General features: G+C 70.7%; 12 protein-coding genes and 1 tRNA gene. 2 read left to right on the top strand and 11 right to left on the bottom strand.

All coding sequences use genetic code 11. From position 1 onward, the window contains the following. Positions 1-5: 5 nt before the first annotated feature. The 5 genes from VNG13_05105 to VNG13_05125 all read right to left on the bottom strand — a co-directional run bounded on the left by VNG13_05105 (position 6) and on the right by VNG13_05125 (position 5,210). Complete coding sequence (locus VNG13_05105; GenBank protein ID HVA59898.1) at positions 6-830, bottom strand: ABC transporter ATP-binding protein; 825 nt, start codon at positions 828-830, stop codon at positions 6-8. Beyond that, complete coding sequence (locus VNG13_05110) at positions 827-2,215, bottom strand: branched-chain amino acid ABC transporter permease (protein ID HVA59899.1); 1,389 nt, start codon at positions 2,213-2,215, stop codon at positions 827-829. Before VNG13_05110 ends, VNG13_05105 begins: the two co-directional genes overlap by 4 nt. A gap of 5 nt (positions 2,216-2,220) precedes the next feature. Then, entirely contained in the window at positions 2,221-3,147 is a 927-nt protein-coding gene (locus tag VNG13_05115) for a branched-chain amino acid ABC transporter permease (protein HVA59900.1), read from the bottom strand. Between the two features lie 99 nt (positions 3,148-3,246). Continuing rightward, on the bottom strand, positions 3,247-4,464 hold the full coding sequence (locus VNG13_05120) for a branched-chain amino acid ABC transporter substrate-binding protein (GenBank protein HVA59901.1): 1,218 nt from the start codon (positions 4,462-4,464) through the stop codon (positions 3,247-3,249). A 146-nt stretch (positions 4,465-4,610) separates the two neighbouring features. Further along, positions 4,611-5,210: a response regulator gene (locus VNG13_05125; GenBank protein HVA59902.1), complete on the bottom strand. Its 600-nt coding sequence runs from the start codon at positions 5,208-5,210 to the stop codon at positions 4,611-4,613. A 64-nt stretch (positions 5,211-5,274) separates the two neighbouring features. Here VNG13_05125 and VNG13_05130 point away from each other — a divergent pair. Both VNG13_05130 and VNG13_05135 read left to right on the top strand, forming a co-directional pair. Further along, a tRNA-Leu gene (locus VNG13_05130) sits at positions 5,275-5,347 on the top strand. A gap of 159 nt (positions 5,348-5,506) precedes the next feature. Further along, the gene (locus VNG13_05135) at positions 5,507-6,181 is read left to right on the top strand and encodes an RDD family protein (protein ID HVA59903.1); all 675 of its coding nucleotides are present in this window, start codon (positions 5,507-5,509) and stop codon (positions 6,179-6,181) included. On the opposite strand, the gene VNG13_05140 is transcribed toward VNG13_05135, so the two are convergent. The 6 genes from VNG13_05140 to VNG13_05165 form a co-directional block, all read right to left on the bottom strand. Further along, complete coding sequence (locus VNG13_05140) at positions 6,178-7,620, bottom strand: glutamate synthase subunit beta (protein HVA59904.1); 1,443 nt, start codon at positions 7,618-7,620, stop codon at positions 6,178-6,180. The two genes, VNG13_05135 and VNG13_05140, sit on opposite strands and share 4 nt — an antisense overlap. After that, on the bottom strand, positions 7,613-12,118 hold the full coding sequence (gene gltB, locus VNG13_05145; protein ID HVA59905.1) for a glutamate synthase large subunit: 4,506 nt from the start codon (positions 12,116-12,118) through the stop codon (positions 7,613-7,615). The genes VNG13_05140 and gltB overlap by 8 nt, the downstream gene beginning before the upstream one ends. A gap of 97 nt (positions 12,119-12,215) precedes the next feature. After that, the gene (locus tag VNG13_05150) at positions 12,216-12,938 is read right to left on the bottom strand and encodes a VIT1/CCC1 transporter family protein (GenBank protein HVA59906.1); all 723 of its coding nucleotides are present in this window, start codon (positions 12,936-12,938) and stop codon (positions 12,216-12,218) included. Next, positions 12,913-13,782, bottom strand: a complete 870-nt coding sequence (gene lgt, locus VNG13_05155; protein HVA59907.1) for a prolipoprotein diacylglyceryl transferase — start codon at positions 13,780-13,782, stop codon at positions 12,913-12,915. The genes VNG13_05150 and lgt overlap by 26 nt, the downstream gene beginning before the upstream one ends. 32 nt (positions 13,783-13,814) lie before the next feature. Then, on the bottom strand, positions 13,815-15,125 hold the full coding sequence (locus tag VNG13_05160) for a hypothetical protein (GenBank protein ID HVA59908.1): 1,311 nt from the start codon (positions 15,123-15,125) through the stop codon (positions 13,815-13,817). After that, the gene (locus tag VNG13_05165; GenBank protein HVA59909.1) at positions 15,112-15,630 is read right to left on the bottom strand and encodes an RNA polymerase sigma factor; all 519 of its coding nucleotides are present in this window, start codon (positions 15,628-15,630) and stop codon (positions 15,112-15,114) included. Before VNG13_05165 ends, VNG13_05160 begins: the two co-directional genes overlap by 14 nt. Between the last annotated feature and the right edge of the window lie 158 nt (positions 15,631-15,788).

A 15,788-nucleotide genomic window follows, 5' to 3' on the forward strand; every position in this document is an offset into this window, starting at 1 on the left:
CGCGGTCACGGCGCGCTCCCCAGATACGCCTCGACCACCGTCGGGTCGTGCTGCACCTGGGCGGGGAGTCCGGCCGCGATGACGCGCCCGAAGTTCAGGACGACCACGCGGGTCGCGACGGACATCACCAGGCGCATGTCGTGCTCGATGAGCAGGACACTGATCCCCATCTCGGCGTTGAGCTTCCGGATGAGGCCTTCCAGCTCCACCTTCTCCACCGGATTGGTGCCCGCAGCCGGCTCGTCGAGGAGCAGCAACTGCGGGCCGGTGCCCAACGCCCGGGCGATCTCCAACCGGCGTTGCGCGCCGTACGGCAGGCCACTCGCGACCTCGTTGGACCTGGCTCGAAGGCCGACGAAGTCGAGGAGCTCGAACGCGCGGGCGTCGCCTTCGCCCTCCTCCCGGCGGGTTCGTGGCAGTCGCAGCATGGCGCCCACCGGTCCGGTGTGCTGGCGGGCTTCGACCCCGATCTTGACGTTCTCGAAGGCGGTCAAGGCGTTGAACAGGCGGATGTTCTGGAACGTCCGGGCGATCCCCAGGCCGGTGACCCGGCTGGGCTTGCGACCTACGACACCGGTCTCCTGGCCATCGGCGTCGCGCAGCGTGATCGAGCCCTGCTGCGGCTGGTAGACCCCCGACACGCAATTGAACAGCGACGTCTTGCCGGCCCCGTTGGGTCCGATGACGGCGAGGATCTCGCCGCGCTCCTGAGCCAGGGTGACGTCGGCCAGGCTGGTCACTCCGCCGAAGCGCAGGGTGACCTCACGCACCGACAGGATCGGGTCCCGGACGTCGGCGGCCGGCGGGGCGGCCGGCGGGGCCGCCGTCACGGTGCGGTTCCCGGGGCGCCCATTGCGTCGGCGCCGCCGACGCCTTCCTCGGCTAGCCCGAGTTCACGGGACCGGCGCCGCGACGGGATGAGTCCCTGCGGCCGGAAGATCATCATGACCACCAGGAGCGCCCCGACGTAGATGAACAGGTCCTGCTGAGGGAACTGGTGCCGCAGCGACTGCGGGAGCACCTGAAGGACCGCGGTGCCGACGATCACCCCGACGATCGAACCCATGCCTCCGAAGATCACGAAGACGAGCACCAGGATCGACAGTTGAACGCTGAAGATCGGCGGATCGAAGAAGCCGTTCTTGCTCGCGAACAGCACGCCGGCGAATCCCGAGGTGGACGCCCCGATCGCGAACGCCATGATCTTGTATTTCAGGGTGTTGATCCCGCAGGCTTCGGCGGCGACCTCGTCCTCCCGGATCGCCGTCCACGCCCGGCCGACCCGGGAATTTTCGAGCAACCGGAAGGCGACGATGATGCCGACGGCGAGGACGAGCAGCAGGTAGTAGTACGGGACGTTGTCCAGCGTCCAGTCGAAGTTGATGCCCAGCAGGTGGATGGAGAAGTGCGGCACGGTCAGTTGGCGGGCCACCACCGTGCTCTGGCCGTTGACCGTTCGGGTCTTGAGGTAGCCCACCCCCTGCGGGCCACCGGTGACGCTGGTCAGGTTCCGGGCGACGATCTGGATGATCTCGCCGAAGCCCAGCGTCACGATCGCCAGGTAGTCCCCGCGCAAGCGCAGTGTCGGCGCGCCGAGGATCACGCCGGCGACGATGGCCGCGGCGACCGCCATCGGGAAGGTCCAGAACGGGTTGAGGTGGAACGGCGGCTGCACCGGCAGCGCCCCCGTCCAGTACGCGGACACGTACGCCCCGATCGCGTAGAAGGCGATGTAACCGAGGTCGAGCAGCCCGGCGAACCCGACGACGACGTTCAGGCCGATGGCGAGCAGAACGAAGATGCCGACGTCGTCGACCAGGACCTGCTGCCAGAAGACCTTCGTCGCGGGCAACAAGACGTTGACCAGCTGCGGCGCCAGGATGGCGAGTACGAGCACCCCGACCAACGCCGGGTACCGGACCCGGGGTGGCGCCATCAGCCGGGATGCGTTCGTCGAGACCAGTTGGATCCGGGCACGGACCTGCTCGCGGCGCCGCCCGTAGGCGGTCAGCCCGAGCCACAGGACGGTGCCGAGAGCGAGGAACACCAGCACCCGCGGGTGGCCGAGGTCGGCGGCCAGCCCGGCGGTCGGGGCGGTATTGCTGCCCGCCGCGCCGGTCATGACATCGACCACGAGGCCGATCGCCCAGCAGCTTGCCAGCCGGCGGAAGTCCTGGCTTCGGAGCAGTCGCGCAACGCCGGCCGGCACCGCCATGTCGCTCACGCGGACCGCCCCAGCCGTTCGCCGAGCAAACCGGTCGGTCGCACCATCAGCACCAACACGAGGATGCCGAAGGCGATGACGTCCTGCCAGCTGAACGGGATGCAGGAGACCCCGAGGCTCTCCACGACGCCGAGGAGCAGGCCGCCGAGCATCGCCCCCCGGATGTTGCCGATCCCACCGAGGACGGCCGCGGTGAAGGCCTTCAGCCCGGGGGTGAACCCCATGGTGAAAACCACCCCGGAGTTCAGGCCGTACAGAAAGCCGGCGGCCCCCCCGAGCAGACCGCCGATGACGAACGTCTGGGAGATGACCCGGTTGATGTTCACCCCCATCAGGCTCGCCGTGTCGGCGTCCTGGGCTACCGCGCGGATGCCCTGGCCCAGCCTGGTGGAGGCGACGAGCCGGTCGAGCAGCAGCATCATCACCAGGGCGACCCCGGCGACGACGAGGTAGTACGTCTGCACCTGGGCCCCGAACACGTGGAACAGGGTGCCGTTGGTGTAGGGCGTCGGGATGTTCGCCGACTGGCGACCGAACTCCTTGCCGGCGATGTTGAACAGGAAATACGACGCCCCGATGGCGCTGATCAGGTAGGCGAGTTTCGGCGCGTTGCGCCGGCGAAGCGGTCGGTAGGCGACCCGCTCGAGGATGAAGGCGACCGTCCCGCCCGCGGCCGCTCCACCCAGTGTCCCGACGACGAGCAGCAGCACCGACGCGGCACCGTGCGGCTGCCGGCTACCGACCAGCTGGTCCATGACGAACAGGCCGCCGAACCCGCCGCTCATGAAGACCTCGCTGTGCGCGAAGTTGATCAGCTGGAGCACCCCGTAGACCAGGGTGTAGCCCAGGGCGATCAGCGCGTAGACGAAACCGTTCGCCAGCCCGGAGATCAGCAGGCTCCAGAAGTTCTGGGTGAAGCACATCGCCAGTCGGCTCCGTCGCGGTCCGGTCCCTGGGCCTTTCACGCTGGTGGCCGGGTGCCCCGCCGCCGCACGGCGAGGCACCCGGCCATCCAGGAGCGGCTAGCCGGCCAGCGTGCTGATCAGGCCGAGCTCGTTGATCTTCCCGTCGGAGCCGACCTTGTACATGTAGACCGCGCTGCCGCCGTAGTTTCCGTCGGCCTGGAACTGCACGGTCTTGCTGATCCCGGCGTAGGAGAAGCCGGACGCGTGCAGCCCGGCGACGATAGCCGCCCGGGTGACGCTGGCGCCGAGCCCCTTCATCACCGAGAGGATCGCGTTCGTCGCGTCGTAGGACTCCGCGGAGTAGGTCCCGGGCGCGAACCCGGCCAGGGCCTGGAACTGCGGCGCGAACGCCTGGTACCCGGCGCTGTTGATCGTCTCCTGGCAGGCACAGCTGATCACGGTGCCGGTGGCGATGGAGACCCCCGCCTGGCTGACGTAGTGCGGGTCGTCGCTGCCGTCGTCGGACACCAGCTGACCGGTGTAGCCGGCCGAGCGCAGGGCCTTGGCGAGCAGCGCGAAGTCGCAGTAGTAGCCGGCGTAGAAGACCGCCGACGGGTTCGCCGTCTTCACCGTGATGGCTACGGCCGAGTACTCCTGCACGTTGCCGGTCCCGGCCTGGCACTGGGTAGTGCCGGGCACGGTCTTGTGGGTGACCGCGATGCCGTCGGCCTGCGCGGCCGAGTCGAACGTGCCGGCCAGACCCGCGGCGTAGGAGCTGGCATCGTCGATCGAGTACACGCTGGTGCCGTGGAGCACCTTCTTGACGTACGTGGCGTCTGCCGGGCCCTGCGAGTTGTCGTCGGCGACGACCCGGAAGAAGTTCGTCCACCCGGACTGGGCGAGCCCCGGTGCGGTGGCCGACGGGCTCACCGTCGCGAGGTTGGCCGCCGAGAAGTACGGCTCGGCGGCCTTGGTCGCACCGGAGAAGGCCGGGCCGACGACGGCGACCACGCTGGTGTTCTGGATCAGCGCCTGAGCCGCGGCCGGGGAGGCGGTCGCCGACCCCTGGTCGTCCTCGGAGGTGAAAGCGAGCTTGAACGGCAACGTCCCGAACGTCGTCCCGGCGTTGGCCTGGTTGATCGCGAGCTGCACGGCGAACTTCATGTTGAGGCCAAGTTGCTGGTTGCCGCCGGACAGCGGCCCCTCGTAGGCGATTGTGTAGGTGGGCTTGGAGCCGGCGGTGGTGCCGCCCTTGCTCCCGCCGCCGCACGCGGTGAGCGCCAGCGCGCCAACCGCGAGCGGGACCGCAAGTTTCAGAACCCGACTTTCCAGCACGACGTCTCCCCTGTCCGCACCTCACCGGGCGTGCCCGGGACCACCGCAGCTCCGCGTGGTGGCGCGAACCTACTCCTCCCCGCCAGGCGAAGGCACTACCCGACGCTCGGCCGTGATCAGGTCGTGACCGGAGGCGACCGGCCGGCTCAGCGGCCGCTCGGCTCCTCGCCGGCGAGGACCGCCTCGGCGACGGCCCGCATCGACAGGCGCCGGTCCATCGAGGTCTTCTGGATCCACCGGAAGGCCTCCGGCTCGGTAAGGCCGCGGTCGGTCTGCAGGCGACCCTTCGCCCGCTCGAGCGTCTTACGAGTTTCCAGCCGCTCGCTCAGGTCGCCGACCTGCTCCTCCAGGCTCACGATCTGGGCGTATCGGCTCAGCGCAATCTCGATCTGCGGCGTGAGGTCGCTCTTCGAGACCGGCTTCACCAGGTAGGCCATCGCCCCGGCGTCGCCGGCGCGCTCGACAAGGTCGCGCTGGGAGAAGGCGGTCAGCATGACGACCGGCGCGATCCGTGCGCCGGTGATCCTTTCCGCGGCGCTGATCCCGTCGAGAACCGGCATCTTCACGTCGAGGAGGACGACGTCGGGGCGCAGCTGCTCGGCGAGCGCGACCGCCTGCTCACCGTCGGCGGCTTCCCCGACGACGTCGTAGCCCTCCTCCTCCAGCATCTCCTTGAGATCGAGCCGGATCAGCGCCTCGTCCTCGGCGAGCAGCACCCGGCGGGGGCGGCCTACGGAGGCGGTCATACCGGCCAGCCTACCGAGCGTCGCAGCCGGGTCGGCCGGCTGCCGGTTCTCTACGCTGTACCCGGCCCCGGTAGTCCAACGGCAGAGACAGTCGCCTCAAACGCGATCCAGTGTCGGTTCGAATCCGACCCGGGGCACCCGGCCGTGCGAAACCTCCGTTGCGACGAGCCCTGTCCGCATCCGGCCGGACCCTGGTCGGGTTGGCGTCGCCACCGGAGCGCATGAGACCCTCGGGACCGCTCGGTCGGGGGCCACCGCCGATCGCCGGGAGCGATCCTCGCCTGGAGGGGACCGAAGTGAGCGACGTCCCGCCAGACTCTCCCTACGGGGCCCCTCCCGACCCGGACGCCCCGCCCTACGGTGCGCCGGCGCCCTGGAGCCAACAGGCCTACCCGGCTACGGGCTACCCGACCGACCGGCCGGGTACGGGCGTCGTCCCCGGGGTCCCGGGACGGCTGGCCCGCTGGTGGCAGCGTGCGCTCGCCCGGGTGTTCGACGGAGTGCTCATCGCCGCCGCGGGCGCGGCGGTCGCGGTGCCGCTGCTGCTCCCGCAGATCCGGCTGTACTCCCGCGAGCTGGCCGCCCTGCCGAGCGGAGCCACTCCGCCGCCGCTCAGCTCGGCGTTCGGTAACCGGATCCTGGTCGCGACCGTGCTGTTCGCGCTGGGCGGGTACCTCTACGAATGGCTGTTCATCGCGGTCCGGGGGGCGACGTTGGGGAAGATGGCCCTGGGGATCCGGGTCGTGCAGGTGGACGGATCCGTCCCCGGCTGGGCCCGCTCCTTGCGCCGGATGGCCGTCCCGCTGGCCGGAGCGGTAATCCAGTTCACCGCGATCGGCGCGCTCGGCGGGCTGGCCGGCCTTGCGGTTTTCGTGGTGTACGTGTCGTTCCTGTGGGATCCGCGACGGCAGAGCTACAACGACAAGCTGGCCGGAACGTTCGTCGTCGTGAAGCCCGGCCGCATGGCCTAGAGCGGGCGGTCGGTGACCGTGACCGGTGCCGGCAGAGTGGTGTCTCCCATCAGGTAGCGGTCGACCGCGGCGGCGGCCGAGCGACCTTCGGCGATCGCCCAGACGATCAGGGACTGCCCGCGACCCATGTCACCGGCGACGAACACACCGGGCACGGACGTCGACCAGTCGGGCGAGCGGGCGACGTTCCCCTGGTCGAAGTCGACGCCGAGGTTCGCCAACAGCCCGGCCCGCGCCGGCCCGACGAATCCCATGGCGATCAGGACCAGGTCGGCGTCCACCACCCGCTCGCTGCCTTCGATCTTCTCGAACCGCCCGTCGACCGGGCGCACCTCGTGGAGCAGGAGCCCGCTGACCCGACCATCCGCACCGAGGAATCGCTCGGTGTTCACCGAGAACACCCGCTCCCCGCCCTCCTCGTGCGCGCCGGAGGTGCGCAGGATCAGCGGCCAGGTCGGCCAGGGGGTGGCTTCCGGGCGACGGTCGGGGGGGAGCGGGAGGATCTCCAGCTGGGTGACCGCGGCCGCGCCTTGCCGGTGAGCCGTGCCGAGGCAGTCGGCACCGGTGTCACCGCCCCCGATGATGATCACCCGCTTGCCGGCCGCGCTGATCGGGCTGGCCTCCAGGTCGCCCTGCTGGACCCGGTTGGCCGGCGGCAGGTAGTCCATCGCGAAGTGGATACCGGCGAGCTCGCGGCCCGGGACCGGCAGGTCGCGCGGCTCCGTGGCGCCGCCGGCGAGGACGACGGCGTCGTGGGCGTCCCGCAGGTCCTCGACGGTGAGGTCGACCCCGACGTCGACCCCGGTCCGAAAGACCGTGCCTTCGGCGGACATCTGCGCCAACCGCCGGTCCAGAACCCACTTCTCCATCTTGAATTCGGGGATCCCGTAGCGGAGCAGGCCGCCGATCCGGTCGGCCCGTTCGAACACGGTGACGGCGTGACCGGCTCGGGTCAGCTGCTGGGCGGCGGCCAGCCCCGCCGGCCCCGAGCCGACGACCGCGACGGCCCGCCCGGTCGACGTCGTCGCGGGAACCGCCTCCACCCAGCCGTGGTCCCACGCACCGTCCGCGATGCTCAGTTCCACCTGCTTGATGGTCACCGGGTCGGCGTTGATCCCGAGCACGCATGCGGTCTCGCACGGGGCGGGACAGAGCCGGCCGGTGAACTCGGGAAAGTTGTTCGTCGCGTGCAGCCGCTCGGCCGCCTCCCGCTCGTCATCGCGCCAGACCAGGTCGTTCCACTCCGGGATCAGGTTGCCGAGCGGGCAGCCCTGGTGGCAGAACGGGATGCCGCAGTCCATGCAACGCCCGGCCTGCGCCCGCAGCCGCTCGGCGCCGAACTCGTCGTAGACCTCACGCCAGTCCCGGATCCGGACGTCGACCGGGCGGCGCGCCGCGGTTTCGCGCGCGGTGGTGAGGAATCCGGTCGGGTCAGCCACGGGTGGCCGCCATGACCGCGTCGTCGATCGACACACCCTGCGCGCGGGCCGCGGCCATCGCCGCGAGCACCCGCTTGTAGTCGCGCGGCATGACCTTGCCGAACCGGGACACGGCGGCGTCCCAATCGGCGAGCAACCGCCGGGCAACCGCCGAATCGGTCAGCTCGGCATGCCGGTCGACCGTGGCGTGCAGGAATTCCCGGTCCTCCTCGTCGAGACCCTCGACGTCCACCATCTCGCGGTTGAGCCGTTCGACGGCCAGGTCGAGAACGTAGGCGATCCCGCCGGACATCCCGGCGGCGAAGTTGCGGCCGGTGGCACCGAGAACCACGACCCGGCCACCGGTCATGTACTCGCAGCCGTGGTCCCCCACCCCTTCGACCACCGCGGTGGCGCCGGAGTTCCGGACGCAGAAGCGCTCACCGACGACCCCGCGGATGAAGGCCTCGCCGGCCGTCGCCCCGTAGAGCAGCACGTTGCCGGCGACGATGTTCTCCTCCGCACGAAACGTCGACTCCCGTGGCGGGCGCAGCGTGATGCGCCCGCCGGACAGGCCCTTGCCGACGTAGTCGTTGGCGTCACCTTCCAGACCCAAGGTGACGCCACGCGGGAGGAATGCGCCGAACGACTGGCCGGCCGAGCCGGTGAAAGTGATCCGGATCGTCTCGTCCGGGAGTCCCTCGCCACCGTAGCGGCGGGTGACCTCATGGCCGAGCATCGTGCCGACGGTGCGGTTCACGTTCCGGATCGGCATCTCGAGGTTGACGTGCTCGCCGTAGTAGAGCGCGCCTTCGCAGAGTTGGATCAGGGTGTTGTCGAGCGCCCGCTCCAGGCCGTGATCCTGTGCCCGGGTGCGGCTGCGGGCCGCCTCCTCCGGGAGTTCCGGCTGGTACAGGATCGGCGCGAGATCGAGCCCGCTCGCCTTCCAATGGTCCAAGGCGGCGCGGGTGTCGAGCAGCTCCGCGTGACCGATCGCCTCTTCGAGGGAACGCAAGCCCAGCGCCGCCAGGTGCTCGCGCACCTCCTCGGCGATGAACTCGAAGAAGGTGACGACGAACTCGGGCCGCCCGGTGAAGCGCCGGCGCAGTTCGGGGTTCTGGGTGGCCACGCCGACCGGGCAGGTGTCGAGGTGGCAGACCCGCATCATGATGCAACCGCTGACCACGAGTGGGGCGGTGGCGAAGCCGAATTCCTCGGCGCCGAGCAGGGCCGCGACCACGACGTCACGTCCGGTCTTCATCTGACCGTCGACCTGCACGACGATCCGGTCCCGCAGGCCGTTGAGGAGCAGCGTCTGCTGGGTTTCGGCGAGCCCGAGCTCCCAGGGGGCGCCGGCGTGCTTGAGCGAGGTCAGCGGTGAGGCACCGGTGCCACCGTCGTGTCCGGAGATCAGCACGACGTCGGCGTGCGCCTTGCTCACTCCGGCGGCGACGGTGCCGACGCCCACCTCGGCGACCAGCTTGACGTGGACCCGGGCCCGGGGGTTGGCGTTCTTCAAGTCGTGGATGAGCTGGGCCAGGTCCTCGATCGAGTAGATGTCGTGATGCGGCGGCGGCGAGATGAGCCCGACCCCGGGCGTGGAGTAGCGGGTCCGGGCGATCCAGGGGTACACCTTGTGTCCGGGCAGCTGCCCACCCTCGCCCGGCTTCGCCCCCTGCGCCATCTTGATCTGCAGATCGTCGGAGTTCACCAGGTACTCGCTGGTGACCCCGAAGCGCGCCGAGGCCACCTGCTTGATCGCCGAGCGCCGCGAATCGCCGTTCGGGAGCGGCTCGTTGCGCTCGGGGTCCTCGCCGCCCTCGCCGGTGTTCGACTTGCCCCCGAGCCGGTTCATGGCGATCGCCAGCGTCTCGTGGGCCTCGGCGCTGATCGATCCGTAGGACATCGCGCCGGTGGCGAAGCGCCGGACGATCGACGACACCGGCTCGACCTCGTCGATCGGCACCGGTGGCCGGGTGTCGGTCCGGAACTCGAACAGGCCACGCAACGTGGCCAGCCGCGCCGACTGGTCGTCGACCGCACGGGTGTAGTCCTTGAAGATGTCGTAGCGGCGGGTGCGGGTGGCGTGCTGGAGGCGGAAGACCGTCTGCGGGTTGAACAGGTGCAGCTCGCCTTCCCGGCGCCACTGGTACTCGCCGCCGACCCAGAGCCTGCGGTGGCGAGCGGGCACCCGCGGGTAGGCGTGCCGGTGCCGGATCGCCACCTCTTCGGCGATCTCGCCCAGGCCAATACCGCCGAGGCGCGAAACCGTCCCGGTGAAGAACTCCTCGACCATCTCCTGGCCCAGGCCGATCGCCTCGAACACCTGCGCTCCGGTGTAGGAGGCCACCGTGGATATGCCCATCTTGGACATGACTTTGAGCACGCCCTTGCCGAGGGCGTGGATGTAGTTGCTGGTCGCCGTCCGGGCGTCGACCCCCGCCAGGGCGCCGCAGCGGACGAGGTCCTCGACGGTTTCCATCGCGAGATAGGGGTTCACCGCCGCGGCCCCGTATCCGACGAGCAGCGCGACATGGTGAACCTCACGCACGTCGCCGGCCTCGACGACGAGGCCGACCCGGGTGCGCGTCTTGTCGCGGATCAGCTGGTTGTGCACGGCGCTGGTCAGCAGCAGGCTGGGAATCGGCGCCAGCTCCGCCGTCGAGTCCCGGTCGGACAGGACGATGATCCGGGCGCCGTCCTCGATGGCCGCGGACACCTTGGCCCGGACCCCGGCAAGGGCCTCGACCAGCGCCGGACCGCCGCCGGCGACCTCGTAGAGGCCGGGCACGCTGACACACGAGAAACCGGGCAGGTCGCCGTCGTCGTTGATGTGCAGGATCTTGGCCAACTCGTCGTTGTCGATCACCGGATAGGGCACGACGATCTGCCGGCAGGACGCGGCCGTCGGGTCCAGCAGGTTCTGCTCCGGGCCGATCGTGTTGGCGAGGGAGGTAACGAGCTCCTCGCGGATCGCGTCGAGCGGCGGGTTCGTCACCTGCGCGAAGAGCTGGCTGAAATAGTCGAAGAGCATCCGCGGCCGACCGGACAGTGCGGCGATCGGCGTGTCGGTGCCCATCGAGCCCAGCGGCTCGTTTCCGGACCGGGCCATCGGGGAGAGCAGGATGCGCAGCTCCTCCTCGGTGTAGCCGAACGTCTGCTGGCGGCGCAGCACCGATTCGTGGCCGTAGACGATGTGCTCCCGCTCGGGCAGGTCGCCCAGATGCATCAGCCCGGCGTGCAGCCAGTCCGCATAAGGGTGCTCCGCGGCCAACTCGGCCTTCACTTCCCCGTCCGGCACGATCCGCCCGGCTGCCGTGTCGACCAGGAAGATCCGGCCGGGCTGGAGCCGGCCCTTCGCCACGATGCTGGCCGGATCGATCTCGAGGACGCCGACCTCCGACGCGAGCACGACCAGGCCGTCCTCGGTGACCCAGTACCGGGCGGGGCGAAGGCCGTTGCGGTCCAGGACCGCGCCGATGACTTCGCCGTCGGTGAACGCGACGCAGGCCGGCCCGTCCCAGGGTTCCATGACGCACGAATGGAACTCGTAGAACGCCCGGCGGGCGGGATCCAGGTCGGCGTTGTTCTCCCACGCTTCCGGGATCATCATGAGGACGGCGTGCGGCAGGCTGCGGCCGCCCATGTGCAACAACTCGAGGACCTCGTCGAAACTGGCGGAGTCACTGAAGTTCGGCGTCACGATCGGGAACAGCCGCGCGAGATCGCCCGGGACCAGGGGGCTCGCGAGCAGAGCCTCCCGGGCACGCATCCAGTTGCGGTTGCCCTTCACCGTGTTGATCTCGCCGTTGTGAGCGACGTACCGGTAGGGATGCGCCAGCGGCCAGGACGGGAAGGTGTTCGTCGAGAACCGCGAGTGGACGAGCGCGATCGCGGTGATCATGCGCGGGTCGGACAGGTCGGGGTAGAACGACTCGAGCTGGTCGGTCGTCAACATCCCCTTGTAGACGAGGGTTCGCGACGACAGGCTCGGCAGATAGACCCCCACCTCGCGTTCGGCCCGCTTCCGCAGGCAGAACACCCGACGCTCGAGCCCCATCCCGACCTCGCCGCGCACGCCGGCGACGAACAGTTGCCGGATCCTCGGCATGACCGACAGCGCGGTGCGGCCCAGGCCGGCCGGGTTGGTCGGGACGTCCCGCCAACCGACGACCCGCAGCTCCTCCTCCGCGGCGAGCCGCTCGATCGCGGCCGTCGCGGCGAGGGCGCTCTCGTCGTCGGGGAGGAACACCAGCCCGACGGCGTACGCCTTCGGCGCCGGCAGCTCGAAGGGAAGGACCGCGCGCAGGAAGGCGTCCGGAACCTGGAGGAGCACGCCGGCACCGTCCCCGGTCTCCGGTTCCGCGCCGGATGCCCCCCGGTGCTCGAGATTGCGCAGCGCGGTCAGGGCCTGCACGAGGATGTCGTGACTCGCCCGGCCGGCCATGTCCGCGACGAACGCCACCCCGCAGGCGTCGTGCTCCTGAGCCGGGTCGTAGAGGCCTTGCGCAGCGGGCATCGGTCTCGTCCCGTCGTCTCGTGGGGCCGGAGGTGAGCGGGACGACGTCGGCCCTGCGATCGCCAGGTTACACGACCCGGCCCGGCCCCGCGACGACTTAGGACACGCCGCCGGCGCCGAAGAGGTGGCCGATTCCGAACGCCACCGAGGCGGTCACCGCCCCGAGCAGAAGCTGCCGGAGGCCGCTCACCAGCCAGGACCGGCGGGTGAACCGGGTGACCGCCGAGCCGAGCAGGAACAGTCCCACGCCGGCGAGGAGCATCGAGACTCCCAACGTGCGGGCCCCGAACAGGTAGGGCAGCAGCGGGACGACCGCCCCCACCGCGAAGGACACCAGAGACGATCCGGCCGCCACGTACGGCGACGGCAGGTCGTCCGGGTCGACGCCGAGCTCCTCGCGGGCATGGATCCGCCACACCTGGTCGGGGTCCCGGGAGAGCACCTGCGCGACTTCCGCGGCCAGCTCGGCGTTGAGACCCCGGCGGCGGTACAGCATCGCCAGCTCGGCCTCCTCGGCCCGGGGCCGAGCCTGGATCTCGGCTCGCTCGACGGCGATCTCCGCCATCGTCGCCTCGGTCTGCGACGAGACCGACGTGTACTCGCCGACCGCCATCGAACAGGCTCCGGCGACCAGCCCGGCCAGCCCGGTCAGCGCCACCGTGTGCGCCGAGACGTGGGCGCCGGCAACGCCGGCGATCAGGGCGAAGTTCGACACCAGCCCGTCCATCGCCCCGAACACCGCCGGCCGCAACGCACCACCGGTGACGTCGCGATGACCGTGCGCCGAATGGGCCTCAGCGGCCTGGGTCGGACTGCTCACCGCTCCAGGGTACGGGGGTGTCGGTCGAAGCCACGCCGGCCGACGCATCGGTGCCGTCATCCATGACGAGCCGCTCCCGCGGACCGCGGCGCACCACCAGGAACGTCACGGCGCCGAGAAACACGGCAATGCTGGTCCAGTCGTTGAGCCGAAGTCCGAAAAAGTGGTTGGCGTGGTCGATCCGGAGTGCCTCGATCCACCCACGCCCGACGGTGTACACGGCAACGTAGAGCGCGAACGCACGGCCCCGGCCGAGCCGGAAGCGCCGGTCGGCCCAGATGACCAGGGCCGCGACACCGATGTCCCACAGCGATTCGTAGAGGAACGTCGGCTGGAAATGGCCCGGCTGGCCGCTGACCGTAAGACCCCAGGGCAGGCTCGTATGTCCCCCGTACAACTCCTGGTTGAAGTAGTTGCCGAACCGGCCGATCCCCTGCCCGATCGCGATGCCCGGGGCGGCGGCGTCCGCAAACGAGGCGAGGGAGACTCCGTATCGCTTGCAGGCGATGTAGGCGCCCAGCGCGCCGGCGGCGACGGCCCCCCAGATCCCCAGGCCGCCGTGCCAGATCTCGAACGCCCCCACCCAGTCCTTGCCCTTGGGGAAGTAGAGCTCGGGGTCGGTGGCGACGTGGTAGAGCCGGGCGCCGACCAGGCCGAAGGGGATCGCCCAGGTGGCGATGTCGGCGGTCACCCCGGGCCGGGCGCCGCGCGCGGTGAACCGGCGTTCGGTCACGAAGAAGGCGAGGACAACTCCGGCGATGATGCATAGCGCGTAGGCGCGGATCGGCACGGGACCGAGGTGCAGAACGCTGCCCGGGGGGCTGGGAATGTAGGCGGGTCTCATCACGGTTCACGCTACGGCACGGCCGGATCCGCTCAGCTGAACGTGTGCCCGATCCAGGTCAGCCCGCCGTCGCGGGTGGTCTCGACGGTTACCCGGGCCACGATCACCCGCCCGTACCGCGGGTCCTCGAAGCCCAGTGCGGCGAACTCGGTGCCGGTGAGCTTCCCTTCGGCGGGCGCGGCGAGCCGGGCGGACCAGGTCCGACCGGCGTCGGTGCTGACGTACAACGACGGGGGGACGTCGAGGACGAGGACACCGGCTCGCGGGGAAGCCAGGGAGATCGGTCGCAGGACCGCGGGCAACGGGCGCAGCGGCCCGAACCTGTCGCCGGCGTCGGTCGATGCGACCACGGCATCCGTGCCGGAACCAGAGCTGGCGGAGCAGAGCACGGCTAGGTACCCGCCTTGCGCCCCGGTGAGGTCGACGACGCTGCGATGGAAGGCCACGCAGGGGTCGACGATCCGGTTCCAGCGGTCACTCATCCCGCCGTCGTCGGAGCGGTAGAGCTCGCTGACCGGGCCGATCCCCGCGACGTACACCCGGTCGCCGCCGTCCCGGACCACCCTGGTGGTCGCCCCGTGCACGACCAGGCCGGTCGGCCGGAAGGCCGCCGTCCCGACCGCGGCTTCCTCGACCGCGCAGCCGGCGTCGCAGCTGCCCGATCCGGCTGACCCGATGATCGCCACGGCGGTCCCACCGGCCACCTCGAGGGCGGACACCGTGCCGTCGATCGGCTGACGCTGCCAGGTGTCGCCGCCGTCGGTCGTGATGAACAGGTCGGGCCCATACGCGTAGCCGTTCCAGTGATCGGCGAAACGCAGGTGACCGACGCACGGCCGTCCCGGGCGGCAGGAGAACTCGGCCAGGTCGGCGTGCGGCGCCGGGATCCCCACCCAGCTCGCACCACCGTCGGAGGTCCTGACCAGCGAGGTGCAGAAGCCGCTTGCGCAGGTCCCGGGGGTCGTTCCGAGCCCCCAGCCGTCCAGGTCGCTGACCCAGCTGAGGTCGACCAGTCCGAGATGTTCTGGCACGAAGGAGCCGGCCGGCGTGGGCCGGGCCGGCGACTGGGTCGCGCTCGGCGGCGCGGTGACCGGGACGCCGGGGGTTCCCTCGCCGATCGGGCGTTGCGCAGGCTGGGGGCGTGGCAAGCCACCGCCGATCGCGACCCCGACGACTACCGCCGCGGCAACCAGTGCGGCGGTGCTCATCGTGGTCATCGCCGCCCGCCACCGGCGGCGGTGGCGGGCCTGGCGTCGGATCCGCTCGAAGCGCGCCGGGCCGGGCGCCAACGGGATGACCGGCGGGCCGAGTCGGCGGCGCAGGTCATCGTCAGGTTCGACCATCACGGTCCCCGAGTTGGGCGAGCAGCCGGGCACGCGCGTCGAACAGGTCGCTCTTCACGGTGCCCTCCGCCCGGCCGAGCAGGATCGCAACCCGCCTGACCGGGAGGTCGGCGTAGTAGTGGAGCAGCACCGGGAGCCGGAGCCGGTCCGGCAACGCCGCGACGAGCACCCGCAGCCCGACGTCACCGGCCGGGGTCGGGTCGAGCTCGTCGGGCGGCCCGATCCGGCGCAACGCACGGCGCTCGCGCTCCAGCTTGCGCCAACGGTCCCGAACCAGGTTCGCGGCAACGACGTAGAGGTAGCCACGGGGGTCGTCGACGCTGGACCACTTCGCGAGCAGCCGGGTGAACGCCTCGGCCGCGATCTCGTGGGCCGTGTCGGCGTCGTCCACGAGGTTTCGGCACCAGCCGGCGAGCCTCGGGTAGTGCGCGGCGAACAGCTCGGCCGCGTCCGCATCGCGGGTACGACTTCGTACCAGCTCAGCCGACACCGCGAGCTCGGTCACCTTCGGCTCCGGTCGGGCCCCACGTCTCACAGACGCCGCACCCCTCTCGCCGGTTGGCCAGCCACGTTCTACGCCCCCCGGGCCGACCCGGCCAATCCGACACGCGCCGAAGCGGCCGGCCGGCTCGCCGCTACCCTGGACCGAACCCCGACCCCCCC

Source organism: Mycobacteriales bacterium (assembly GCA_035533475.1).
Taxonomy (GTDB): domain Bacteria; phylum Actinomycetota; class Actinomycetes; order DATLTS01; family DATLTS01; genus DATLTS01.